Source organism: Photorhabdus bodei, from assembly GCF_003287735.1.
GTDB lineage: Bacteria > Pseudomonadota > Gammaproteobacteria > Enterobacterales > Enterobacteriaceae > Photorhabdus > Photorhabdus kayaii.
The window spans coordinates 34,462-59,901 of the sequence record NZ_NSCM01000027.1 but is presented as its reverse complement, the minus strand read 5'-3'; the positions used below and the strand labels follow the sequence as shown (position 1 = coordinate 59,901).

The window sequence follows — 25,440 nt, the reverse complement described above, 5'->3', positions numbered from 1 at the left end:
GAGGTATAGGTGCTATGATAGGCATCACTCAGTCCGTGTTGGGGTTTGGGATTTTTCGCAATTGATCAGATCGCAAAAATCGGACTGAGTTCCCTCCAAGTGATCTATTATTTTGAAAAGTTATTTAGCTAAGAAAATCTATTACATAAATTTCTCAGCAGAAATTAAAATTTACATACTACATTGCATTAGCATAATAAGTGAAAATAATTTTGCCTATACTATAAAATAACTTTCTTTATTAAAAAAGAATTCATTATATTTATTAATGTTTTCGATGCTATCGTATTCACTCTCAAAAACAGCAGTTATGAGTTCATCAGGCTGAACATCTCTCACTAAAAAAAGCTACCATTCTTTCTATAATCTCGTTTACTTTTATCATCCTCTTAACTTCTTCAAGTATTCGAGCTAATGCCTTTTTATTATCTAGTTGATTAAAATATTCTCTAATTTTGATGTATGCCTCAATCTGAGGCATTCTTAATTTCTTATTTCCCTCAATATTAACTGCTGTATCAAAAAAATAAGACATACATATTCCTCTTACTCTAACAATTATATAATCACTATTAAACCTATATTCATGCAAAATAGTCTATGTAGTATGGACAAAATCTTGACTAATAGCACGAAATTTATAATGTGGCCGCTCAATAAATTAATTTTAATTTTTTATAATTACTTCATTTACGCTATCTATTTCAATGAAAAAGCAATAAATTATTCACAGTATATAATCCTATGAATAATTTATTTATCTAATAAGATGAAGCTGTAATTATAAGGGTATTATATCTTTATATTTCCCCTCTCTAAAACCAAAAAGACCTCTGAGAGGTTGTAATGCAGTATATTACGATTAACTTGTCGATTACCCTCTTGTCGAACTTGTAAGAAAGACTTACAAGTTGAATTTTGTACAAGTTCACCCTCATCATAGATAACCTTAACATGCTGTGTGATCGCCTGAGGCGTCACCTGATAAAGATTGGCTATCTCCGCTTGTGATAACCACAGCGTATCGGATTCAAAACGGCATTCGACATGTGCCTGACCATCGTCACTTCGGAACAAAATAAATTCGCCCTGTGGTGCTTCAGGCAGATTATCACTCATCAATTGCCTCCGCTCTATTGACCGTTATCTCAAGTAGGTGAAAAACCAATGGTACTAATATACCTGGAAGAATAAATGTTAAAATACTCAAACCAATTAGTTGCCTGCTACCGACATCTTCGCCAGTTCCGGATTCATGGGATCAAAAATTGCCAGCGGCAATTCAACCTTCCGCCCATTCTGATCTTTTACTGCTTTGACTAACTTAAATTCAGCAATATCAGCACACATAATTTCTTAATGATGAAATGGTCGCTCGGGTTGCCTCAATGCCCAAACAGAGCAAGTCACGACTTGGCAGAAGCTGTTGCCGCATAGGTGCCCCGCACTTTTTTATGCTCGCCAGTGAAATTATTGTTGAAAGTTAAATTCACTCAAATTATATTTAGTGAAGGTTATTAATATTGTTCCATATAGTCATATAGTCATATAGTCATATAGTCATATAGTCATATAGTCATATAGTCATATAGTCATATAGTAAATGGAGCATTTATGAAAAAAACATCCTTATTTTTAACAAGTTCATTATTGACTGTTTCTTTCCTTTCAATCACACCAATAGCCTCAGCAGAAACCACCTCCCTAAAAAATCAATTCAATTTAGAAAATCAAAATTCAACAAATTTAGATTTTGATTTGAAATTATATAGTTCAAATGGAGGACCTGGTGGTAACGGCGGTAATGGCGGAAGTGGAGCAGGATCTCATGGTGGTAATGGCGGCAACGGTGGTAGTGGCGGCAATGGTAGCGGTAACGGGAATGGTAGTGGTAACGGAAATGGAAGTGGAAATTAGGGGTAAATAGCGGTTAAAGGTAAAAGCTAACTTTCACATCCTTTGTTTTTTTGAGGCTGACGCTTTTTCTAAGCAAAGGATTTTTATAAGGTATTTATATGATTAATAAGAATTTATTTTTTTTATTCAGTTTAACTATCCCTCTACTATTTTCCACAGCAAGCTATTCAAAACAAATAACTGAGGTCATTAAATGCTCTGTCCTTGATGGAAAAAAAGGTGAAAATGGTAAGAATGGTACCCCTAGTTGTAAAAATGGCGGCAACGGCGGCGACGGTATAGCTGGTAAAAATAACGGAAAAGGAGGAGATGGTGGAAAAGGAGGACCTAACGGTGGAAATGGTGGGAGAGGAGGGAATGGTTCAGGAAGTGGTAATGGAGGCAGTGGTGGCGATGGAGGGAAAGGAGGAAAAGGTGGATCAGGAGGGAAAGGAGGTCCTAATGGTGGTCAAAATGGCAAAAATGGAAGGGATGGCTAGAGTCCGTGACACTGTTTACCATTTTGTGCTGCGACACAAAGCTGTCCCTATAATTTTTTCAGCCAATAGGTCGTAAATAGGTCGTAATAAGAGCGAAGAAACCTGCTGCCTCACCAACAGTTCCCAGCCCGACTGTGCATTAAGAGTGATTTTAATGTACAAAACGCCGGGAAAATAGATAAGCATCAAAACGTACAACCGGCACGCCTCCAGAACCCCGGAACAACTACAGGCGTTAAAAAGCTTCGGCGCTCGGCTGATTGCAAAAACTAATTTTGATGACTTTTTCTGGGGCGAGTGCGGATGGCGGAAGATCACAGGAGTCGAACCTGCCAGAGACCGCTGGCGGCCCCATCTGGATTTGAAGTCCAGCCGCCCCACCGGGGACGATGATCTTCCATATAAATACAAAGAATTATGAAAAGGAGCTAATCATAACGCATATTATCTGGCTTCTGAATCCGTTTGCTGAAATCATTCTCAATTTCCTAAAAAGCATTAAATTTTGTTGTTCATAAACTCAACATTCGCGTTGAGTTTGTCGAATTTTACCTACATCTTATTAGCCGATACCCATTACGATACAAGGTTGCTCCTCTCAGCAATGTATCCAACACATAAAAAGGACGCTTTATATGACTAATCCGTTACTCGTTCCATCAGGTTTACCAAAATTTTCTTCTATTAAACCAGAACATGTTGTTCCCGCTGTAAAAGAAGTCATTGCCAATTATCGCCAAACTATCGAAAAAATATTGGCCGAGAATACCGTTTTTACCTGGGATAATCTGTGTCAGCCATTGGCCGAAGCAAGTGATAAGCAATCCCGTGCATGGTCACCAGTCAATCATCTGAATTCGGTTAAAAACAGCCCAGAATTACGCGCCGTCTATGAAGAAAGTTTGCCATTACTGTCCGAATTCAGTACCTGGTTAGGTCAACACAAGGGACTATATCAAGCCTATAAGTCATTACGTGAAAGCGCGGAGTTTGAGAAGCTCTCTGTGCCTCAACGCAAAGTTGTCGAAAATGCACTGCGTGATTTTAAACTATCAGGTATTGGTCTGCCTGAAGAGAAGCAGAAACGCTATGGCGAGATCAGTGCTCGTTTGTCAGATTTAAGTTCGCAATTCAACAATAATGTGCTTGATGCCACTATGGGCTGGACCAAATTAATTACTGACGTGAAAGATCTGGCTGGTCTGCCTGAAAGCGCGCTTGCCGCCGCTAAAGCACAAGCAGAAGCTAAAGGGCAAAAAGGCTGGCTACTGACTTTAGAAGCACCAAGTTATCAGCCGGTTATCACCTATGCAGATAACCGTGAACTGCGTCGAGAAATTTACCACGCCTACAATACCCGCGCATCCGATCAAGGCCCAAATGCAGGTAAATGGGATAACAGCGAAGTGATCGCCGAAATCCTTGCGCTGCGTCACGAACAGGCTCAATTGCTTGGTTTCAAAAATTATGCTGAACAATCCCTTGCAACCAAAATGGCAAAAAACCCGAAGGAAGTATTGGATTTTCTGAATGATTTGACAAAACGCGCGCATCCACAGGGCGAAGAAGAAGTAGATGAATTAAAAGGTTTTGCTAAATGGCATCATTGTGCCCACAAGCTGGAAGCTTGGGATATGACGTACTATGGCGAAAAACAAAAACAGTACGAGTTCTCTATCAATGATGAGCAGTTACGTCCTTATTTCCCTGAACAAAAGGCTGTTGAAGGGTTATTCGAAGTTGTTCGCCGTATCTATGGTATTACTGCCAAAGAGCGCCATGATGTAGAAACTTGGCATCCGGATGTCCGTTTCTTTGATCTGTACGATGACACCAATGAGCTGCGCGGTAGTTTCTATATGGATCTGTACGCACGCGAGAATAAACGTGGTGGCGCCTGGATGGATGAGTGTATCAGCAGAATGCGTCGTTCCAACGGTGAACTGCAAAAACCTGTCGCTTATCTGAACTGCAACTTCAATAAACCTGTTGGTAATAAACCAGCGTTGTTCACCCACAATGAAGTTAATACGCTGTTCCACGAGTTCGGTCACTGTCTACAGCATATGCTGACCCAGATTGAAACTGCCGGCGTTTCCGGTATTGGCGGTGTACCGTGGGATGCAGTCGAAATGCCAAGCCAGTTCATGGAGAACTGGTGTTGGGAACCAGAAGCACTGGCATTTATCTCTGGTCACTATGAAACCCAAGAGCCTCTACCACAATCCATGTTGGATAATCTTTTAGCAGCGAAAAACTATCAAGCGGCTATGCGGATCTTGCGTCAGCTTGAGTTTGGTCAGTTCGATTTCCGTCTGCATGTTGAGTATGATCCAAAGAAAGGTGCTCAGACCATGAAGACCTTAAAGGAAGTGAAAAAATTGGTCTCGGTAGTGCCTTCACCTGAATGGGGCCGTTTCCCACATTCATTCACCCACATCTTCTCCGGTGGTTATGCCGCGGGTTACTACAGTTATCTATGGGCTGATGTGTTGGCAGCCGATGCTTACTCCCGCTTCGAGGAAGAAGGCATTTTCAACCGCGAAACCGGGCAATCTTTCCTTGATAACATTTTGTCCCGTGGTGGTTCCGAAGAACCAATGGAGCTGTTCAAACGCTTCCGTGGCCGTGAACCAAAACTGGATGCAATGCTGCGCAAGGCCGGTATCAAAGGATAATTAAGGTGGGTATCTGTTTAATCTGTGAACAAGGCGCTGATAACAGCGCCTTATCTCAACTGGTAGAGCGCTGGGGGTTGGTGCATAACGAAAGCGCTATTATGGCGTTGGTCCTTACCCCTCAACGCCTTGAACTTCGCAAACGAGATGAACCAAAGCTAGGTGGCATCTATGTCGATTTTGTATCAGGTACAATGGCCCATCGCCGCCGTTTTGGTGGCGGACGCGGTGAAGCTATCGCTAAGGCCATAGGGATCAAAAAAGATTATCTGCCAACAGTCGTAGATGCTACCGCAGGCCTGGGGCGCGATGCCTTTGTACTGGCATCTCTGGGTTGTCATGTAAGAATGCTGGAACGCCATCCTGTAGTCGCAGCATTGCTGGATGATGGGCTGCAACGGGGTTATCAGGATGAAGAAATTGGTGGCTGGCTGCAAGAGCGCATGACACTGCTCCATGCCTCCAGCATTACAGCGCTGGCCGATATTACGCCACAGCCCGATATCGTTTATCTTGATCCTATGTATCCACATAGGCAGAAAAGTGCACTGGTTAAAAAAGAGATGCGAGTGTTCCAATCTCTGGTTGGCGCTGATGAAGATGCTGATAGTTTGCTATCCCCTGCACGCGCTTTGGCAAAACGCCGCGTCGTGGTAAAGCGGCCTGATTATGCAGAACCCTTAGCTGGAGTCGCTGCATCAGCAGCTATCACCACGAAAAACCACCGTTTTGACATTTATCCTTGTTAAAAAAATCAGCCGTATATTGCGGCTGATATCTTTTAGCCTACAGAATACCTTGAGCAAGCATGGCATTGGCAACTTTCACAAATCCAGCAATATTCGCACCCTGAACATAATTGGTCTGTTTACCCTCGCCACCATACTCAACACAGGCGTGGTGAATATCTAGCATGATGTGATGCAAACGTGCATCCACTTTTTCAGCCTTCCAACCTAAACGGGCCGCATTTTGTGCCATTTCCAGACCAGATGTTGCCACGCCACCCGCATTGGCTGCTTTACCTGGTGCAAATAGCACACCTGCTTCAATAAAGGCTTCAGTTGCTGAAATAGTTGCTGGCATATTCGCCCCTTCAGCAACAGCTTTAACGCCATTCTTGATAAGAACCTTAGCCGCATCCAAATCCAGTTCATTCTGGGTAGCACATGGCAAAGCGATATCAACCGGCACAGACCACGGTTGTAACCCTTTCAAGAAAGTCAGACCCCGCTCTCTGGCATATTCTTCCACTCGGCCATAGTGTTGGTTTTTTATCTCTTCAAGATGAGCCAGCTTCTCTGGTGTGAAACCCTCCTCATCGACCAAGGTACCGCCGGAATCCGAAGCGGTTACCACTTTCGCTCCCAATGCCATACATTTTTCAATCGTATATTGCGCGACATTACCAGCACCGGAAACCGATACGCGCATACCTTCAAAACTCATGCCATGACGTTTTAACATGGCATTGACGAAATAGACCAGACCATAACCAGTTGCTTCCGGGCGAATCAAACTACCGCCAAAAGAGAGACCTTTGCCAGTAAATACACAAGCCGTGTTGTTAGAAAGCTTCTTCATCATCCCTGACATAAAAGCCACTTCACGGCCACCCACACCAATATCGCCTGCGGGAACATCGGTATCTGGCCCCAAATGGCGGTACAATTCTGTCATTAATGCCTGACAAAAACGCATCACTTCGCCTTGGCTTTTTCCTTTAGGATCAAAATCTGAACCGCCTTTACCTCCACCCATTGGTAAGGTTGTCAGCGCATTTTTCAAGGTTTGTTCAAAGCCCAGGAATTTCAGAATAGAGAGATTCACCGATGGATGAAAACGCATACCACCTTTATATGGCCCAATGGCTGAGTTGAACTGCACTCGCCATGCACGGTTTACCTGAACTTTACCCTGATCATCTACCCAACAAACTCGGAACTGGATAACCCTTTCTGGCTCCACCATACGCTCCAATAAGCTGTGTTCGCGGTATTTCAGGTTTTGTTCAAGAAACGGCCAAAGAGAGGTGAATACTTCCCGAACAGCCTGGAGATATTCTGGTTGATATTCATCCCTGCGTTGAATCGATCCAAGAAATGAAGACAAAGATAGTAAACAGCTCATTTAGTTATTCCTTATTTCTACTTCGGTTGTGATGGAACCCCAATCATTTTCTAATAATTATTTTTGTCGAAAATGTGAGGTAAGTTGTGTTTGCCCTTTGAATATATCACTGTTCTATATTCATCTTTCAAGAAGTTTTTTTGCAGAAAGGTAAAAAAAATTTCTTGATTGCACCGGGCATAAACCAAACAACACTCCATTTCACCCAAAAAAACGCCTGCATAAGCAGGCGATTTTATCGAATAACTTTTCAATCTGTTGTCATTCATCATCACGCAGAGGAACAATCAGCATATCAACATGCACCGTGTTAATTAACTGACGAGCAGAAGACATCAATTTGCTCCAGAAATCCTGATGATGACCGCAAACAACCATATCTATGTCATATTTCTTAATTGCATCAACGAGTACTTGCCCCAGATCACCGCTACCACTCAGAGTTTCCTGAATGTCATAGTCTGAATCTGCAGAGAGAGCTTTCAGCGCACTGCGGGTCTCGTCAGTAATACGTTGCTGCATATCACCGAGATTAACATCAATCAAACCGGTGTAGAGATCGGAATAGTTAACATCAACATGGATCAGGGAAACTTTGGCATTGTCCGGTTTAGCCATAGAAACAGCTTTTCTCACCAAAACCTGACTTTCCGGGGATAAATCAACCGCAACAAGAATATGTTTGTAAGCCATAAGCGAACTCCTTCCATAATGCCGAATTAGTGAGTTGGCAGGGCAAATTGCCACTATCCTGTGTTTATTACTACTGAGAATGTTCTTCAAGTACTATTTCGATCACAGCTCATCGTATTTAGCGACTGGACAAAGAACATCCACCAAACAACATATACCACAATTGTTCTTCCTGCCACTTGATGGATAACAAAATCCTGCTCTGAACTTATGGCTTTCCTTGAAACTCAATATATTTACGCGAACAACTAATCAGTCTCTCTAGAGTTGTATGGTTGGATAAAACTGACTAGATAAGTGTTTATGATGTTTTTCCGCCAGTTTTGTCCCAACTGACACAGAACAGGTTTTTTGTACTATCTGACTATCTTTCCTACAATAAATATAAGGTGTCACCACCTGCAATTTTGATTTTTTCTTTTTTGTGACAGCTCTAGCTAACCATTCTAAGGAGGGGATTATGTTCAGTACAATCGCACTGTTTTGGGCTCTGTGTCTTGTCTGCATTATCAATATGATGCGCTACTTCTCTTCACTACGAGCATTGCTGTCCATTCTTCGTCAGTCTGATCCCTTACTTTATCAATCAGTAGACGGTAACGGCTTTTTCACTACTCATGGGCAACTTAATAAGCAAATACGGCTAGTGAACTACATCAATTCACAACGTTACCTTGATCATCATGATCCAGAAGTTGTTCTTCGTTGTGAAAGGTTGAGAAAACAATTTATTTTGACCAGTGCACTGAGTGGACTAGTTGTTATTTGCCTAATTTCTATGTTGATTTGGTATTAAAGAAAAAGGCGGTATAGTTGATCCATACCGCCTTCAAATTATCCATTAAAATAATTAAATCAGTTTCAAAGCGAACCAGTAAAGCGTACCAGACAACCCGATTGAAACCGGCAGCGTCAGTATCCAAGCCAACATGATATTCTGGATGGTTTTACCCTGAACACCACCGCCATCGACTAACATCGTTCCAGCCACCGCAGAAGAAAGTACCTGCGTAGTAGAAACCGGCATACCGGTATAACTCGCAACACCAATTGAAACAGCAGCAGTCATCTGAGCTGAAACACCCTGCGCGTAGGTCATACCTTTTTTGCCAATCTTCTCACCAATAGTGACCGCAACACGTTTCCAGCCAACCAGCGTTCCCAAAGACAGAGCTAGTGCTACCGCAATGATAATCCAGACAGGTGCATACTCAACGGTGTGTAATAAATCTTTCCGCAATTTATTCAGGAAACGGGCGTCTTCAGCACGGGTTTCCGGCAGTTTAGCCAGAGACTCAGCCGTATCAGCAATACACATTAACATGCGACGCATATTGTTACGCTGTTCAGCACTCAGCTCACTGTAGTTCTGAATGCCCTTTAATAGGCTTTCTGTCTGATCAAGAACAACGACAGCACGCGTAATATCACAATGGAATCGCCCTTCCGGTTCATCTTCCGCAACAGCAACCGAGGGCGTCAGTTCAATTGCATGGGATAACGCTGCGCCATGCTGCTGATAATATTGCTGCAAGTGAGTAATGGCATCGTAGGTACGGGCAATGTCATAACCATTGGCATTCATGTTTACGACAAATCCCGCTGGAGCCACACCAATTAGCACCAGCATAATCAAACCGATACCTTTCTGACCATCATTCGCCCCATGAGAGAAGCTGACACCTACCGCAGATAAAATCAGCGCAGTGCGTGTCCAGAAAGGAGGTTTACGCTTACCATCCTTCTTTTCACGTTCAGCGGGAGTCAGATGAATACGTTTACGTTTCTTGGTGCTACTCCAGTAACGACGCAGTAGAAACACGATTGCCCCCGCAATGATCAATCCGATTAAAGGAGAGAGGATCAACGACAGGAAAATCTGTATCATCTTTGGCACATTCAACGCATCAACCACAGAAGAACCGGTTACGATCGCATTGGTCAAACCGATACCAATGATAGAACCAATCAGGGTATGAGAACTGGATGCAGGTAAACCAAAATACCAGGTCCCAAGATTCCAGACAATCGCAGCCAGCAACATGGAAAACACCATAGCAAGGCCATGAGCAGAACTGACATTGAGAAGAAGATCGGTTGGAAGTAAATGTACAATCGCGTAAGCGACACTTAATCCACCAAGAAGAACACCAAAGAAGTTAAATACCCCAGCCATAACAACGGCGAACTGTGCTCGCATAGCACGGGTATAAATAACTGTTGCTACCGCATTCGCGGTATCATGAAAGCCATTAATGGCTTCATAAAATAGCACAAACAGTAGTGCCAGTACTAACATTAGGCTGGTGTGAAAATCCAAGCCAGTAAAAAGATGTAGCATAAACGTTAAGCCAGTTAGTTGGACATGAACGCGGCGCATTATCAGTGACAAATGCTAGCGGGGGAAGTGAAATATGAACTTTTTTTGATTTCATGACAACTAGATAACAATAAGAAATAGGAATACTCCTTATATATCATTAAATTACATATCTTTTAAAAAATTGACAATTTTAAGTTATAAAGGACTTTTTCCCTACAAACTTATCAAAAATACAACATATTAGGGGAAATTCCCCACTAAATTATTTAGTCATAAAGAGAAAAACAGTGGAAAAATTTGATGCGGTGATTATTGGTGCTGGTGCAGCAGGTTTGTTCTGTGCAGCTCAGGCTGGACAGCTCGGTTTACGGATACTAGTTCTGGATAATGGTAAAAAAGCTGGGCGTAAGATTTTGATGTCCGGTGGTGGACGTTGCAACTTCACTAATATGTACACAGAACCATCAGCTTATCTTTCTGCTAACCCCCATTTTTGCAAATCTGCTCTGGCCCGTTATACACAATGGGATTTTATCGAACTGGTTCAACGTCATGGCATTGCTTACCATGAAAAAACACTAGGACAGCTTTTCTGTGATGATTCCGCCCAACAGATAGTTGATATGTTGCTGAAAGAGTGTGAAGCCGGTCAGGTCACTATTCGTCTGCGCAGTGAAGTTAGCCAGGTAGAAAAAAATGAGCAAGGGTTCGTTATCATCGTTAACGGAAAAGAAGTAAGTACACGCTCACTTGTTATCGCTTCCGGTGGGTTATCTATGCCAGGTCTTGGAGCTACGCCTTTTGGTTATCGAATTGCAGAACAGTTCGGCATGAAAGTCTTGCCAACCCGCGCTGCCCTTGTACCTTTTACTCTGCATAAACCACTACTGGAGCAACTTCATATGCTCTCTGGCGTGTCTGTTCCCGCCATTGTTACCGCCGAAAATGGCGTTCTGTTCAAAGAAAATATCCTGTTTACTCACCGAGGACTCTCTGGTCCAGCAATCTTACAAATTTCCAGTTACTGGCAATCAGGAGAGTTTGTGAGTATTAACTTACTTCCAGATAATGATCTGGAAGCCCTTCTGGAGAAAGAGCGGAGTTCTCATCCAAACCAAAGCGTAAAAAATACTTTGGCAAAATTATTACCAAAGCGGCTGACAGAGTGCCTGCAAACGCTCGGTCAGATCCCAGATATTGCTCTTAAACAACTGAACCCAAATCAACAAAAACAGTTGGCGGTAAACCTCCAATCATGGCGGGTACAACCCAACGGCACGGAGGGCTATCGCACCGCCGAAGTGACAATGGGAGGCATTGACACTCACCAACTCTCATCCAAAACGATGGAAGCTAATCAGGCAAAAGGACTCTATTTTATCGGGGAAGTGGTAGACGTCACCGGCTGGCTTGGTGGCTATAACTTCCAGTGGGCATGGAGTTCCGCCTGGGCATGTGCTCAAGCATTGTGACTGGTGTGGAGAGACAATAAAGTTTGCCCATAAGGAGCAGTTTTTGATGAACAATTTATTGATATTGCTATATTCAACCCATCAAAAACTGCAAATTTAGCATAATCTATTTCGTCGGGTGAAATTGGCATTATTGAACCAAATGAACACTGTGTTAGAAGGGTGAAATCGTAAAAAAATTTGCTCGTAACCTTTAGGACATGGTGGATATCAATGCCCCCAAAGCGCATTCATTGGTACTGCAAATGTGTTCGGTACGTGGCTAATTGGCAGACAATTGTTACCTGTGTAAAGTAAGATGCCTCCCTGCCAATCTCTGTCAGCCAGTGAAGCTAATCTTGCCAACCCCATACCATCTTTCGGCTGTATGCTGGCTGCTTTTTTAACTTCAACTCCCCAGATTCTTCGACCATCTTCAATAACCAGATCAACTTCAACCTGATCTTTATCACGATAGTGGGAGAAGTGCAGTTCATGTTCACTCCAACCCGATTGGCAGATCAATTGTTGCACCACAAAGCTTTCAAGTACTGCACCAAAGTCATTACTAAGGTTATGCCAATCATCGACTCTCAGATTGTTTAAAGCACAAGCTAAACCGGAATCTACTACATGAACTTTAGGAGCTTTTATTAAACGTTTGGCTTGGTTTTTATGCCAAGCAGGTAAGCGTCTCACTAAGAACAAGCGCTCCAGAATAGTGATGTATTTGTCAACGGTTTCTCGCTGAAGACCTACATCTTTCGCTAATCCACTGATGTTCAAAAGGCTACCAGTACGCAATGCGAGGATCTTAATGAGTCTCAGTAATTCGTCTTCATCTCGAATCGCTGCAATGTCTTTCACATCACGTTGAATAATGGCGTTGAGGTACTGCTTATGCCACTGACGAGCTCGCGCCTCACTGCGCATACTCGGCTCTGGATAACCTCCTTGTACTACAGCTTCTGCTACGCCTTCAATGAGGATTTGTTCCCCTTTGATTGAAGGAGAAATTTTGTTAGTGATCAGCTGTTCGAGTAACGATGTTGGACTATGCTGCTTTTCTTGTTCAGAAAGTGGCTGCAAAAAGATTACTTCGACGCGACCTGCTAGTGATTCCTGTACTCCAGGCAGAAGTAGCAAATTAGCTGAACCAGTTAGTATGAACCGCCCCGGTCGACGATGAATGTCTATAGTTGCTTTTAAGGCAGGCAAGATCTCTGGCACTCGCTGTACTTCATCCAGTGTGACACGTTCTGGCAAGCTTTGTACAAATCCAGTGGGATCGGCTTTAGCTGTGTTAAGCAGAGTGCTGTCATCGAAAGTTAGGTAAGCCCGCCCAGGCTCTAGAGATTTCGCCAACGTTGTTTTGCCGACTTGGCGAGGACCAAGCAGGCACACCACTGGTGTATCAGCCAATGCTGCCTTGAGCTGTGGTGCTATGTATCTTGGGTGTAGTGCGTTATTCAAGGTTGTTCTTTTATGTTCAATGTGGAGAACGAAGCTTAAATTGCTCCGTCTATTTGTTGGCTATGCTATCGTCTAAATGCTGGTTTGTACAGCGTCTATTTGCTGGCTACTCCATCGTCCAAATGCTGGTTTTTATAGCGTCTATTTGCTGGTTTCCTTTCCGTCTATTTGTCGATTTCTGACGTTCTTACACGTCAATCAAAACTTTTCCTTTGGACTTAAAGGCACGACTGTAACGAAAAGCTAGAGTAATTGGAGGAATAAATCTAACAATATCAGACAGTAGAGGAGTCGACGCCAGTGAACTCTGTATCCAGCACACAGAGAGGATAAGGAGCGCCGGCGGACTTAAAAAGCTTACTGTAAAGCTGTATCGTGAGGAAGCCCCAATCTTGCATTCGCAAAACTAGGGCCTAATATCCCCGCACTGGGCAAGGGTTTACGGCGGTTTTTGCTAAACTACTTCCCCATTTTTATCGAAAAAGCATTCATGATTGAAATAACCGTTGCACATAAACTGGGCAGCAGTTGCGTAATAAAACCAAGAATAGTTCCGTGATTCACCGAAGAATGATGATCAGCCATGCCTCCCATAGCAATTTGCATAAAAGAGGAGTTTGTCAGGTAAGCATAAACCAAGCCGCAAATCCCTGTAACCAACAGAAAGCTTATAAACATGGCAACCACCGAACCCACCCTCTGAGGTAATCTTCCCCTGATTGAATTGATGGTGAGCACGGTCAGACAGCCCGGAGCAAAACCCCATCCCAAGAGATACCAAATAATCATTAACCCCTTTAGCGGGACGCTATGTGCCATTTCCAAAATATCAGCGCACCATAATATAAGATTTAGGCATGCAGCCAATACAGCCAGAAATATGGAAATAGCGAAACTGTTAGGCAAAGTTAATTTCTTATTCACTAAAAGACCTTGAGACGAGCAAGGAATCTCGCACCAGTTACTGAGTTAAGAAGAAAACTACCCAAAATGCCAGCAATAAGTGCGGCAGTGTATCCTTTAATCAGGAATAGCAACGGCATTTCTATTGAACCCCAATAATTCAGCCCCACGTTGTGGTCCAAGCCCCAACAAAGTGTTTGGCAAACACTGAATAACAGAGCGCTACTCACGGCGGTCATGATATAAGCGCCGGTACTTCCTGGCGTGAAACGTGCTGATACCAAGTAAGTCAGTCCCCCAACAGCGGCCCCCATGCCAATACCACATAAACCAAGCGCCCATACGAGACGCCATACCAGAGGGCCATTGTCGGGAAATAAAATAAAACTCATTAAAAGAAATCCAGCCTCTGCGATAAAGCCCAAAGAAATAAATAGCTTAATCGTGCGTATAGCTCGTTTCTCACCTTCTGCCACCACATATTGCGGATCTGGTTCATTCACGATTTGAGTAGACATTTTTCATCTCCTGAAATAGGTGTGTTAAATATCTGATGATGCCATTCAGTTTTATCCCTCTGAAGCAGACTATACACGCTGATGAATTGTATAAACCGAGTCGAGCGTCGTAACAGAATGCTGTCAGAACGAAAAAAATACTTCATGAAATATTTCGAAAAATGATCTGTGTGTATTAATGGTAATTCTTAATCATATAAATTATCAATCAATAATATTCAAGAAATAGGTGAATAAAATTATTTAACAATGCAATCATATATAAAAAAGTGATGTAATCACTATGGTATGAGGATGAAATTCTGTCAATGTGAAATAAGAAATTAATAAGACAATCCAGCATATAAGCTTTTTAATATTTTGATATTACCTCCATTCAGCCAGAAAAAAACTTTCAGCCTAATTAATAGGTTGAAACTTATTTTCCCTGCCTGCAATATCGCAAAAACACAATAAACAAGATCTAATATTGGAATTTATAATAATATTAATATTCAAGCACGACACTATTTTAATTTTATAATTTGACAATAACTCTATACTGAGTTACTAATTTAATTAAGAAACTAACAAGATAATTGTTTAATTATACCCTATGGATTTCAAGATGCATCGCGACGGCAAGGGAGCGAATCCCTGGGAGCATAGCGAACTATGTGACCGGAGTGAGTGGGTACAACCAACAAAGAGGCAACTTGAAGGATGACAGGTATATTTATATTTGGCTTCTATATAACCCATATCTATCAGGAGATATTTCATTACCATGAATAAATCCGAGCAAAAATTTAATATCAACGAAAATGTCATAAACGTAGATGGAAAAGATGTAAAGTTCTTCACATCCCAACCTCTAGATCCAAATAAGAATAGCGCCAAGAGAAATCCTATCGTCTTGGTACATGGCACTGGCGGCAGCACAGAGATACATTTCGGTTATCTCTTTAAACTGCTTGCCTCGGAAAATCGAGTTATATCCCTAGATTTTTCTCAACCCGTAAAAGCAAACGAAACGCTTACCCTCGAACATCTTGAAAAACAGGTCGAAGCTGTTATTGAAGCAGCAGCGTTGGGAGAACCTGTCACACTAATAGGTTACTCGTTGGGAGCTGTTGTTACTGCTTCTGTTGCCGCTAAACGTCAGGATCTGGTTTGTAATTTGGTTCTGATCGCAGGATGGATGAAAACAGATTTACAGTTAGAACGATTTTTATCTGTCTGGCGTCAGTTATATGAGATCCAATCACCTGCTATTGCAGACTTTGTGATGTTTTGCGCTTTCAGCGGTGCCAGTCATGTAAATATGTTTCCAGATCAGTTTGCAATCAGCTTCGAAAATGCCATACCAGAGGAATTTGAAGCATTACAAATGGACCTTAATGGCCGGGTTGATATCACTCAAATTGTTCCTACGATAAAAGCCACAACACTGATTATTGGCTGTACACATGATCAAATGACGCCCATCCGCCACAGCAAAGCTCTGTTTGGTGCAATTCAGGATGCACGCTTTACAGAGATAGAGTGCGGACATGCGGTCGTTTATGAGCGCCCTTCGCAGTTGATGCAGGTTATTGACCAATTCTGTGCGAACCCTTCGTTTTATCCTGCTGGAACTATAATCCCTTCAGACCTGCCATAATCCCTTTGATCCTCTGGAGAACTATGATGAATAAAAGTACACAGACCATGATCCACAAACAGACATACCGTAGACCACAGATGTAGAGATTATCATCGTCGTCGCAGGCTTTGCTGGCCTTGGTATGGCCTGATTTTGCTCATTCATTCAGGGAGCGAAACGGCAATTTCGATCTACTCCCTATACATCTTATACAAAACCGAAGTGGCTAGTTAATAAACTTTAATTTGAAATGGCAAGAGGTTTATCTCTCAAATTCAAACCTCTTGCCGATGCCAACAATTGCAATTGTTTTAGAACGGCTTAGTCGGCAAATATTTCCCATCTAGCGTAATTACAGCTCGTGAACCGCCATTCGGATCATCGACCTTTTTGATATCAAGTTTAAAGTCAATTGCACTGATAATGCCATCACCAAACTTCTCGTGGACAAGCGCCTTAAGCGTTGAACCGTAAACTTGCACCATTTCATAGAATCGGTAAATAGTCGGATCAGTCGGTATACCTCCGGGGATACTACCGCGTACAGGGATAGTTTGCAGCAGAAGGAAGGCATCTTCGTCGAGTTCAAGTCGGTCAACCACAATCCTCGCAACATCAGCGGGCAAAGGATGTTGGCCGAGCAGTGCAGCAGTGACGAATGCGAGGCTCAGACCCGTTCCTTGTGCAATATCCTCAAACGTCAAATTCTTGCGTGTCTTGGCGTCGATGATAGCATCAGTAAGGGCCAGCCGGGGAGTTTGGGAGTATTGAGATTGTGTCATAATGATTCCTTTGGATTAATAAGCTATTTAAATACCGTGGTGAAACACGGATTGCGTTGCAGAAACATGCGGATAGTCCGCAAGCGAAACAAATTGGCCGACCAAGCCGTCTAGAGCATCGATCGAACCAGCCTCTATGTCGTAAATCCAACCGTGTAGATTCAAGTGTCCCTGTTCCAGCCCGAGCGCCACGGACGGGTGAGTCTTGATATTAGCAATTTGAGCGATGACGTTTTCACGTACCATCGAATCAATTCGAGCAGTCTCACTAACGTGCGCACATGCCTGATTAATCGCTTTCGCAGAATCCGCATAGCGTAACCAGCTTGTAATCGCGGGAAGGTGATCCATACATTTACAGCTTGCAATTGTGGTCATGGCACCACAATCTGAATGTCCGCAGATCACAATGTCGGTGACCCCAAGCACAGCGACCGCATACTCAACGGTAGCGGAAACACCGCCAGATTCTGCACCGTACGACGGAACGATGTTACCAGCATTACGTATCACGAACAGATCACCTGGCTCACTCTGAGTCAGAAGCTCTGGAACCACACGGCTGGCGGCAAGCCGCTTGAAAAGCTCGCAACGCTTTGGAAATACCTCGCGCTGGAATTGTAAAAAGCCTTCAATAATATCCTGCATGTCTTCACTCCATCGTGATCGATAAGAAAGCGGATGGATGAAGAATGAACGAATTTATCTATAGCGTCAAAGATCGGATTACTATCATCTCTATAGTATTTTCCAATAGTTGATTGTCGTTCTGCGGCGACGTATTGGTTTTTTGTTGTTTACATCTTGTGAACGGAAAATGATGACGCTATAGTGTTTACATGATGTAAACTGAGTGAGTGACATGCACGTTATTTCCAAAGATCCATTTGAGAAAGCTGCTCGCGATTTCCCAAATGATGCAGATGCAATTATTGCAACGTATAAGCAGTTAAAAGAAAAAGATTTTGAGAACCCTGTGGAATTACGAAGTCAGTTCCCCAGTCTTGATAATTTCAAGTACAGAGACAAATGGTGGGTAATAGACATAGGTGGGCAAAGCTTACGAATGATTGCCTATATAAATTTCGTTAATAAACGCCTATATGTCAAGCATATAGCCACTCATGCAGAATATAACAAATTAACTAAGCAGTATCGGGAGACGAAAGAATGATTGCAGAACCTACCAAAGCACTTGAAGCCACAAAGGTACTGGTAGCTGCTGTTCCCTTCTTAGGGAGCTGCACTTCCGAGGATGCCTATAATGACGCGCTGGCAATGGTGGATTACCTCATTGAGCACGATGATGAAAATCCACTGATTGACTTTCTAGCCACTAAAATCGCTGAGTATGAAAACAACAATGAACGCTTTGCTGCATTTAATAAAGCAGTGGATGACATACCAACCGGTGTAGCTGCGCTGCGTGTGTTGATGGATCAATACAGGCTCTCTTACTCAGACCTGAAAGAAGAAATTGGCTCCAAATCACTTGTCAGCCAGATTCTATCTGGTAAGCGCTCATTAACGATTGCGCATATTAAAGCGCTTTCCAAGCGCTTCAACGTAAGGCCAGATCTATTTCTCTAATGATTCAGAATAATTGATGTCATCGTGGCCGCACCATGCAAGTGATGCGGCTTTTTTATCGCCTTCATTTTGTTTAAATCTTACCACCGGGTTGTCAGGCAAGCTGTCTCACTAACCAACAGATCGACTGGCTCTCTAAATCTGATAACGAGCCTTCTAACTCATCTACTACCTTGCTAAGTTTCATGATCTGCTCAGGGATAAGCTACGGAGTTATACCACCAACGTTAGCACTAACTTCGGAACTGGGACAAACCAGCGTTGACATGTTCAAGAAGCCCTTATAGTCTTCACTCCATCGTGGCCGATAAGACAGCTAGCAGGTGAAGAATGAACGAATTTTTCTATTGTCTCAAAGATCAGGATGTCATTTTTTCCATATTATTTTCAAATAGTTAATTGATATGCTGCTGCGACACATTCGTTATCTGCTGGCAGTTGCCAAACATCAGAACTTCACTCGCGCCGCAGAAGAACTTCATATCTCACAACCAACCTTATCGCAACAAATCAGACAACTTGAAGAGTCACTGCACGTGCAACTGTTCGACCGCTCTGGAAGGACTGTACGACTCACTGATGCTGGCGAGGTATACATAAGTTACGCCCGTCGTGCATTACAGGATCTGGATGCTGGGCAACGTGCGATTCATGATGTGCAGGATTTAAGCCGCGGATTGCTCAGACTAGCAATGACACCCACCTTCACCACTTACTTCATCGGCCATTGGGTAGAACGTTTCAACGCACTCTATCCAGGAATTGCGTTGAATATCAAGGAAATGACGCAAGATCAAATAGAAGTCTCTTTAGCGGAGAACCAGCTCGATCTCGGCATCGCGTTCTCAGAAGTACGCTCCCCCGACATTGATAGCGAACCATTATTCATCGAAACACTCAGCCTGATCGTTGGTCAATCGCATCGACTCATTGGCCAACAAACATCATTGACGGCGAAAATGTTGGAACATGAAAGGCTAGCACTATTAAGCAAAGACTTTGCAACACGGAGCCATATTGATTTGTACTTCCAGAAACAGGGAATCACTCCGCGCATTGCAATTGAAGCCAACTCAATCAGTGCAATCGTAGAAATTGTCCGTCGAGGACGACTCGCGACTTTGTTACCTGATATCATAGCCCACGAACAGACCGGGCTTTATTCCATTGCAATTCGACCTACGTTACCGCAACGCAATGCAGTACTGCTGTGGCGCCGTGGTGCATATCGAAGCGCTGCAAGCCAGGCGTTTGCCAATCTGATCACACACCATTTCGATGTATACCAAGAAAGTGACGATTTTTGATAAATGGAAAAAATATCGTGTCTAGCGGCTTCTGTGTTAAGACAGCCAATTCATAAGCTTGTTTCTAATGTAATCAGATGAAAGACGCTCCTGCTCTAAACGTGAAGATTGGAACCGGCCAGAAATGAGATCATTAAACAACTTTGCTTCATCCTCATTTAGCAATGTAGGATTGGATTCAACTGGATTTGGTTCAGGAACCATTCTATCTTCATGGGCTTTAACAGTTTCAACATCCATCATCAAAGGCTCAATATCCATAAACTTGTCTCTGGCGTCACTGAGAATAGACAAACCCCAAGTATCAATATCTCCCCAATATCCTACACGTTTACTTCTCAGCCATGCCGCATCCATCCAAGCAATGTTTTTACCTCCTCCGATCACCGCTATCGTGTCAGGCATTTCGGGTAATGCCAAACCAGACTGTAGATTTTCTACTACTAGAATATTCGATGCCGGAAGTTCGTACTGTCTAAGTAATTCGCCGGGTATTTGTAGTATTGGCATTCCCCCAAGCGCCGCAGTCGCGGCATGGCAAAGCGGCCTGATAGTTAACCAACCTTTGGGATTTATTGCACACCCTAACCAGGAAATAAGACCACCTGATGCCGAAACAGCTCCCTTGTGAATGATATCGGCCAGCTCTTCAATCAGGATCTGGTGGTTCTCAAGAAACTTAGTATCAATCCCAATGAGTGGCAGTGCTCTTAAATATTGTCCTTCGCCTAAGCCTTGCTTTAATTGTGGCAGCAATTTTGCTAATAATTCCGCATCTCTCAACGAGAGTTTTTCCACAATATCTATGCACTTAACCAATACAGGATAGAGATCTTTATTAACCCACAAAAATGGCTTCATATTTCTTTCCCATACCTTACTTCGGGAAAGGGCATCACTCCCTAAAAATTGAATCAGACATTGCATCGATTCAATGACAACAAAAGTTGGAATGCGTTGCTCAGATAGCTCCCTGAAATTCTTAGTAGACCACTCTACGACATCCTGATAGGGAAATGATTTCCACTCATCAATAAACCGTTGGAAATGAACTATATCTAATATGGCAGAATTCCCTTTGGGTGGTTTCAAGCCAACGCGAATAGGGAATGCCTTGATGCCCAGTAACCGGGCTTTTAGTGAGGGAGGGCTATCCCACTCACGCTGCCTAATGATGCTTTTAACTTGTGCTGGCAATAACCCCCAACGCACCTCATACTGCCCTCTTTTCATGTCAGTTTCTCAAACTCAATACCCAGATCAGCAGCCTCATCAGGCAACTTTTTCTCCTTCTCTTCGCCCATTCTCCGGTCAATCTCTTCCCAAGTCACTTCACATAAATGGCTGTCATGGTTTTCCTGATCTCTTTCCGCAATGAGCAGTGAACGAGCAGATTCCCTTGCCAGATTCAGGTTTTTATAAGGCGTAATCAAATTAACGTGAATATGAAGCTCTCTAAATACTCGGAGCACCCGCCGACTTACCGTTTCAGCCGTATTTGAGAATGCCTCATCCAAGAAAACAGTACAGTAAACCGGACGATCATAGCCATCTGGCGTCAAAACATAGGCCAAACTTGCCGCGACAATAGTCGCCGCAAATGACTCTTTCTCGCCACCTGACTTTCCACTGGATGACTCCAATACATCACGAATCTCACCGGTATGACTATCCAACTCTTCGGCATAAAATGACATCTGATAACGAGGATCAAGCAACCTTAAACTTTCTAATGTATTTGAGGAACCTGGCGCACTTGCTTTCCCAAGTATTTCAACTACTTTAGCCAATTGACGGAACCGTGCTTCATGGTCATCACTGGTTACCTGACTCAGCACCTTACGCAAATGCTGTTCAAACTCATTAACATGTGGGAATTTCTCTCTCTTTGAACCCAGCTTTAAATGTGTCCCTGATCGAAACTCTGTACGCTTGAGCACCCGGTTAATGATATCAATCCGTTCGAGAACATCTTCCCGTTCAGATTCAAGCTTAGTTTTAATCCGCGCCAGTGACTGCGTTGCATGCTTATTCAACCGCTCAATAAACTGCTCCACAAGGTTGGGAAGCCCTTCCTCTTCCAGTTGTCGCAAATGATTAAGATAATCAGGTAAGCCATCAATATTACTTTGCCAGTCAACCGTGAAGACTTGCCATTTATCGTTAGACCTGAATGAGACCATAATGCTAATGGCTAATCTTTCCGCTTTGTCTTTACTGTTTCGGCTAATATCTAACAGACGTTCTAAATCGTCTTCAACTTTCAATACCAATTCAGACATCCGGCCTAAATCGTTTGTATTAAGTACGCCAACCCGAATCGCAAGTAATTGCCGGGCTGAATCAGGTAATCCTTTCGACGCTTTTGCCTGCGCTTTGCTCCATTCCTCTTTTGCATTTTTCAGCGTATTTTTAACGCCACCAGAATCAGAGTTGAGCTGATTTAATACCGATTGAATTTGAGCTAGCTGCTCTTTAGCCGACTCCCAACGCTCTCTGGCCTTATCAAGATCACCCCCTGACTGTTCCAACACCTTGAGGTCAGCCTGCAAATCAGACAGCTTTTCGTGCCAGTAAGGAGCATTAATATCATCCCAGCGGTAACCTTGGATCTTCTCCCAAAGAATTTTACGATCAGAAACAGAATTCAAATCTTGACGGGCTTGACTCACCTTTTTCTCGGTTTCTGCCAGTTGCAGAGTTAACTCTTTTTTATCGTTATTAAGAATGGCTAAACGTGACTTGTTCGAAAAACCCAGACACCAGCGCCTTCTGTCGTCTATCCGGTGCTGATCTTTTTTCTCAAAGCGCCCCTTATCCATGTGCATCAACCCCTGCTGTGTCATCGAAAACGGGGTTTGATCCAATTCTTCCGTACTTGAAACACATTGCAGGTCAAATCGCTGCAAATGGTGCTTGAGCCACTCTCGATAAGGGTGATTACGCCATACCAGTTTCCTTAGATAACCATCAGACTTAAACACCACCGATTGGCCTTGAGTTGTAGAATCATTCACAACTTGAACACGGACATGTAAACCAGTATGTCGGGTATTCAACCAGCGAGTCACCATCGAATAACAATGATGTGGCACAGCAAGTGTGGTTCGTAACCCGCCTAACGCCCTCTCTATCGCGCCCTGCCAGCTCTTTTCACGATCTTCGACATCGATAAGCTCACCGATAAATACACATTGGTCCTTACTTAATTCTAAAGAATTAACCAGTTCATCTCGCAGTTGCTGATATTTCACATCAATATTGGAATCGGGTCTTGCCTCGATCTCACGAATTTCCTGAGAGATATCATGGATATTGGCTTGTAGCTCACTGAATTTAGCACTGATGGTGGCAAACCTGTCCTGATACTCTGCTTCTTCTTGCTGAATACTGGCAAGCCGGGTTGATACTGTGGATTGATTTTTAAGAAATACCGCCTCCTCTAATACAGAAGGAAGAGCCAGCTCGTTAGCATGAGTTTGATATTGCGATGAATTTCTAACCACCCGATTCAATTGAGCTTGGGTATGATCAACCTCTTTTCTCAACGACTCTATTTTATCCCCACCAAATTGAAGATATTCCTCGTGCCTTCGCTCAACCAACTTATTCACATCCACTTTCTGCTCTTCAGCTTGGCTAATTTTGAGGAGTAGCGCTTCCAGTTCAGCCTCAATATCGGCAATTTTTTCACTCCACAATTGTGCGAAAATCTCCCCAAAGTAGACCGGGAGACTATTTTTCTCAGCTATCAGCTCCGCAAATTCTTTCGTTGTTTTTTCGATAATTGCGTTGAGTTCAGGTAACCTGGATAAGTGCACTTTTTGTGCTCTTGCATCCACTAATTGACTATGAATTGCCACCAGATCAGCAAACTCTTCCACGACCTTTTTAGCATCATCCTTGACCGTACTCGGTTCCAGTACCAATTCACGAATCAACCCAGTTAAATCATCAATTTTTTTCAGACCTAACGCCCGCGACAAAAGTGCAGGCGCATTCTTATTGTCCATATACAGGAGCTTTCGGTACAACTCTTGATAATCAGAAAAATTATCATCACAGCACGTAATCGTCGGGTCATCACGAAGCCATTGCTTGAATGCCCGAGCATTACCGTTCCCAAAAGCATTAAGCATTTCCTTAAGAGTCAGGTCTCTTTTGGCAACAACATAAACTCGTGTCACATCCGCGAGCACATTCGTCGATTTAGTAATCCAGAAAAGCGCCGCAAGCGTGATTTTTGACCCATCATCACCCTGATATAAAGCTCTAAGCCCAGTCACTACGCCAGACTCACGCTTACTTCTGACTCTCGTCCCCGCTCCGTCATGGGCAGATCCAAAACTTCCCCGCATATAGGAAAGTAAAGTCCGGTCAGAACGATCACCCTGTGCCGCAGCTACATTGAAAGTTGCCTTTCCGGCAGGAAGCAGCAAAGCCATAAGGCCATCAATAAATGTCGATTTTCCGGCGCCATTATCTCCGGTGACTAGCGTTCCCATAGGATCTATCAACGCGGTATGCAAGCCATTAAATGACCCCCAGTTATAAACTGAGAGTTCAGCTAATCTGATTTGACCAACATGAAATAATGAATTAGCCGAAAGAGTTTGATCAGTCATTTTCATCTCCTGTCTCTTCCCCTTCATTTTGATAATCAACAGCGTCGCTGCCATTTTTATTTAGCTCAATACCCTTTTCTCCCGCCATTTTCAGGTATTCATTGAGCATACTTTCGAGAAATTCAGCACTGACTACATAGCGGATCACCGGCGTAATCTCGAAGCGATCCTCGCTTCCTCGGACCGAACTCAATATTTTTTTCGTCACCATTTTCTCAAGAGCACCCTTGAGTTTTCTCCGGTCAGATTTAGTACTGTTTGTCAGCGGTAAAAACGGTGTCAGATGGGATTCTATACGTTCTATATCAATGATAACCCTTTGCTCTCCCGATGTTTCCCGGTCCTGGTAATGTTTACGTAGCACCAACAGCAACAATGTATCGTATAAAGAGAGCGTTCTTCGGCTAATCAGAGAGACAACCTCTTCATCATCTATACCCAATGATTCAGTATCTTCCTCATTCTGAAAGCCAGCTATAAAGGCAACACCTGCTTTTTCATCTAAGATTAACTTCAAATAGACTTCTGACAGATGTTTGCGCACAGCACATTGGTATCGACAAAGTAATTCAAACAATTTAGCTTTCTGCGAAGACAAAATAACGCCCTGACGCAGCAAGCTAACCAGCACCCGGCGCGCATCCGGCGGCATATCACTGTTTGAGTTTTCAACGTGCTTACTGACTAATACATCATCAACTTCACAAGATGGGCTTTGGTTGACAACCGAAAAAGCAACATCAGATTCAACGCCGGCTGTATCTGTAAGCGGATCATACTCTGATTGAGTATGGTGTTTTATCAACTGATCGAAGAACCCTGTTTTCTGTTCTTCCTGAGGATCGGAATGAGACTTCCCAAGGGTAGCGAGGGCACCATTATCTTTATTCAACTTTTTACCTACATGCATTACAGCTCTCACTATATATATACAACCATTTTCTATT

Annotated in this window: 24 protein-coding genes, 1 tRNA gene and 1 pseudogene; 11 read left to right on the top strand and 15 right to left on the bottom strand. The window is 43.1% G+C overall.

Annotation, left to right across the window (positions count from 1 at the left end; translation table 11 throughout):
• Positions 1-319: 319 nt before the first annotated feature.
• The 3 genes and pseudogenes from CKY02_RS25795 to CKY02_RS26340 all read right to left on the bottom strand — a co-directional run bounded on the left by CKY02_RS25795 (position 320) and on the right by CKY02_RS26340 (position 1,350).
• A complete protein-coding gene (locus CKY02_RS25795; protein WP_238399155.1) occupies positions 320-535 on the bottom strand; it encodes a hypothetical protein in 216 nt (71 codons plus the stop codon).
• Between the two features lie 284 nt (positions 536-819).
• A pseudogene (locus CKY02_RS14990) lies at positions 820-1,119 on the bottom strand (virulence RhuM family protein); the annotation flags it as partial.
• A gap of 96 nt (positions 1,120-1,215) precedes the next feature.
• Positions 1,216-1,350: a hypothetical protein gene (locus tag CKY02_RS26340; RefSeq protein ID WP_256448166.1), complete on the bottom strand. Its 135-nt coding sequence runs from the start codon at positions 1,348-1,350 to the stop codon at positions 1,216-1,218.
• A gap of 264 nt (positions 1,351-1,614) precedes the next feature.
• On the opposite strand from CKY02_RS26340, the gene CKY02_RS14985 reads away from it, so the two are divergent.
• Entirely contained in the window at positions 1,615-1,917 is a 303-nt protein-coding gene (locus CKY02_RS14985) for a hypothetical protein (protein WP_112895906.1), read from the top strand.
• A gap of 98 nt (positions 1,918-2,015) precedes the next feature.
• Positions 2,016-2,396 carry a hypothetical protein gene (locus CKY02_RS14980; protein WP_112895905.1) on the top strand — a complete coding sequence of 127 codons (381 nt, stop codon included), beginning with the start codon at positions 2,016-2,018 and terminating at the stop codon, positions 2,394-2,396.
• 304 nt (positions 2,397-2,700) lie between these two features.
• Here the strand turns inward: CKY02_RS14980 and CKY02_RS24740 are convergent.
• Positions 2,701-2,795: transfer RNA gene (locus CKY02_RS24740), tRNA-Sec, on the bottom strand.
• A 236-nt stretch (positions 2,796-3,031) separates the two neighbouring features.
• On the opposite strand from CKY02_RS24740, the gene prlC reads away from it, so the two are divergent.
• Both prlC and rsmJ read left to right on the top strand, forming a co-directional pair.
• The gene (prlC, locus tag CKY02_RS14975; protein WP_112895904.1) at positions 3,032-5,074 is read left to right on the top strand and encodes an oligopeptidase A; all 2,043 of its coding nucleotides are present in this window, start codon (positions 3,032-3,034) and stop codon (positions 5,072-5,074) included.
• 5 nt (positions 5,075-5,079) lie between these two features.
• Entirely contained in the window at positions 5,080-5,823 is a 744-nt protein-coding gene (gene rsmJ, locus CKY02_RS14970; protein ID WP_162120412.1) for a 16S rRNA (guanine(1516)-N(2))-methyltransferase RsmJ, read from the top strand.
• A 37-nt stretch (positions 5,824-5,860) separates the two neighbouring features.
• Here the strand turns inward: rsmJ and gdhA are convergent, their stop codons facing one another.
• A complete protein-coding gene (gdhA, locus tag CKY02_RS14965) occupies positions 5,861-7,204 on the bottom strand; it encodes an NADP-specific glutamate dehydrogenase (protein ID WP_112895902.1) in 1,344 nt (447 codons plus the stop codon).
• Between the two features lie 261 nt (positions 7,205-7,465).
• On the bottom strand, positions 7,466-7,897 hold the full coding sequence (gene uspA, locus CKY02_RS14955) for a universal stress protein UspA (RefSeq protein ID WP_036779007.1): 432 nt from the start codon (positions 7,895-7,897) through the stop codon (positions 7,466-7,468).
• 460 nt (positions 7,898-8,357) lie between these two features.
• On the opposite strand from uspA, the gene uspB reads away from it, so the two are divergent.
• Positions 8,358-8,693: a universal stress protein UspB gene (gene uspB, locus CKY02_RS14950; RefSeq protein WP_049583893.1), complete on the top strand. Its 336-nt coding sequence runs from the start codon at positions 8,358-8,360 to the stop codon at positions 8,691-8,693.
• 54 nt (positions 8,694-8,747) lie between these two features.
• Here uspB and pitA read toward each other — a convergent pair whose 3' ends face one another.
• The gene (pitA, locus tag CKY02_RS14945) at positions 8,748-10,238 is read right to left on the bottom strand and encodes an inorganic phosphate transporter PitA (protein ID WP_112895901.1); all 1,491 of its coding nucleotides are present in this window, start codon (positions 10,236-10,238) and stop codon (positions 8,748-8,750) included.
• Positions 10,239-10,507: 269 nt separating this feature from the next.
• Between pitA and CKY02_RS14940 the strand changes: the two genes are divergently transcribed.
• The gene (locus CKY02_RS14940; protein WP_112895900.1) at positions 10,508-11,692 is read left to right on the top strand and encodes a BaiN/RdsA family NAD(P)/FAD-dependent oxidoreductase; all 1,185 of its coding nucleotides are present in this window, start codon (positions 10,508-10,510) and stop codon (positions 11,690-11,692) included.
• A gap of 210 nt (positions 11,693-11,902) precedes the next feature.
• Here CKY02_RS14940 and CKY02_RS14935 read toward each other — a convergent pair whose 3' ends face one another.
• The 3 genes from CKY02_RS14935 to CKY02_RS14925 form a co-directional block, all read right to left on the bottom strand.
• Positions 11,903-13,144, bottom strand: coding sequence for an ATP-binding protein (locus CKY02_RS14935; RefSeq protein ID WP_112895899.1), 1,242 nt, complete (start codon positions 13,142-13,144; stop codon positions 11,903-11,905).
• Between the two features lie 459 nt (positions 13,145-13,603).
• Positions 13,604-14,068 (bottom strand): hypothetical protein, encoded by a 465-nt coding sequence (locus CKY02_RS14930; RefSeq protein ID WP_112895898.1) that lies wholly within the window; start codon positions 14,066-14,068, stop codon positions 13,604-13,606.
• Positions 14,068-14,565: a hypothetical protein gene (locus CKY02_RS14925; protein WP_112878387.1), complete on the bottom strand. Its 498-nt coding sequence runs from the start codon at positions 14,563-14,565 to the stop codon at positions 14,068-14,070. Before CKY02_RS14925 ends, CKY02_RS14930 begins: the two co-directional genes overlap by 1 nt.
• A 578-nt stretch (positions 14,566-15,143) precedes the next feature.
• Here CKY02_RS14925 and CKY02_RS23955 point away from each other — a divergent pair.
• Positions 15,144-15,335, top strand: coding sequence for a hypothetical protein (locus CKY02_RS23955; protein WP_146747453.1), 192 nt, complete (start codon positions 15,144-15,146; stop codon positions 15,333-15,335).
• Positions 15,332-16,207: an alpha/beta fold hydrolase gene (locus tag CKY02_RS14920; protein WP_112895897.1), complete on the top strand. Its 876-nt coding sequence runs from the start codon at positions 15,332-15,334 to the stop codon at positions 16,205-16,207. The genes CKY02_RS23955 and CKY02_RS14920 overlap by 4 nt, the downstream gene beginning before the upstream one ends.
• Before the next feature lie 293 nt (positions 16,208-16,500).
• On the opposite strand, the gene cynS is transcribed toward CKY02_RS14920, so the two are convergent.
• Entirely contained in the window at positions 16,501-16,971 is a 471-nt protein-coding gene (cynS, locus tag CKY02_RS14915; protein ID WP_112895896.1) for a cyanase, read from the bottom strand.
• 27 nt (positions 16,972-16,998) lie between these two features.
• Entirely contained in the window at positions 16,999-17,619 is a 621-nt protein-coding gene (locus CKY02_RS14910) for a carbonic anhydrase (RefSeq protein WP_112895895.1), read from the bottom strand.
• A 214-nt stretch (positions 17,620-17,833) separates the two neighbouring features.
• Between CKY02_RS14910 and CKY02_RS14905 the strand changes: the two genes are divergently transcribed.
• The 3 genes from CKY02_RS14905 to cynR all read left to right on the top strand — a co-directional run bounded on the left by CKY02_RS14905 (position 17,834) and on the right by cynR (position 19,868).
• Entirely contained in the window at positions 17,834-18,145 is a 312-nt protein-coding gene (locus tag CKY02_RS14905) for a type II toxin-antitoxin system HigB family toxin (protein ID WP_112895894.1), read from the top strand.
• Positions 18,142-18,561 (top strand): helix-turn-helix domain-containing protein, encoded by a 420-nt coding sequence (locus CKY02_RS14900; RefSeq protein WP_046397624.1) that lies wholly within the window; start codon positions 18,142-18,144, stop codon positions 18,559-18,561. Before CKY02_RS14905 ends, CKY02_RS14900 begins: the two co-directional genes overlap by 4 nt.
• 404 nt (positions 18,562-18,965) lie before the next feature.
• Positions 18,966-19,868: a transcriptional regulator CynR gene (gene cynR / locus CKY02_RS14895; RefSeq protein ID WP_112895893.1), complete on the top strand. Its 903-nt coding sequence runs from the start codon at positions 18,966-18,968 to the stop codon at positions 19,866-19,868.
• 36 nt (positions 19,869-19,904) lie between these two features.
• On the opposite strand, the gene CKY02_RS14890 is transcribed toward cynR, so the two are convergent.
• The 3 genes from CKY02_RS14890 to CKY02_RS14880 are packed head-to-tail and all read right to left on the bottom strand — an operon-like array spanning position 19,905 to position 25,403.
• Positions 19,905-21,101: a Wadjet anti-phage system protein JetD domain-containing protein gene (locus CKY02_RS14890; RefSeq protein WP_112895892.1), complete on the bottom strand. Its 1,197-nt coding sequence runs from the start codon at positions 21,099-21,101 to the stop codon at positions 19,905-19,907.
• Positions 21,098-24,493 carry an ATP-binding protein gene (locus CKY02_RS14885; protein WP_238399156.1) on the bottom strand — a complete coding sequence of 1,132 codons (3,396 nt, stop codon included), beginning with the start codon at positions 24,491-24,493 and terminating at the stop codon, positions 21,098-21,100. Before CKY02_RS14885 ends, CKY02_RS14890 begins: the two co-directional genes overlap by 4 nt.
• Positions 24,486-25,403 carry a DUF4194 domain-containing protein gene (locus tag CKY02_RS14880; RefSeq protein WP_112895890.1) on the bottom strand — a complete coding sequence of 306 codons (918 nt, stop codon included), beginning with the start codon at positions 25,401-25,403 and terminating at the stop codon, positions 24,486-24,488. Before CKY02_RS14880 ends, CKY02_RS14885 begins: the two co-directional genes overlap by 8 nt.
• Between the last annotated feature and the right edge of the window lie 37 nt (positions 25,404-25,440).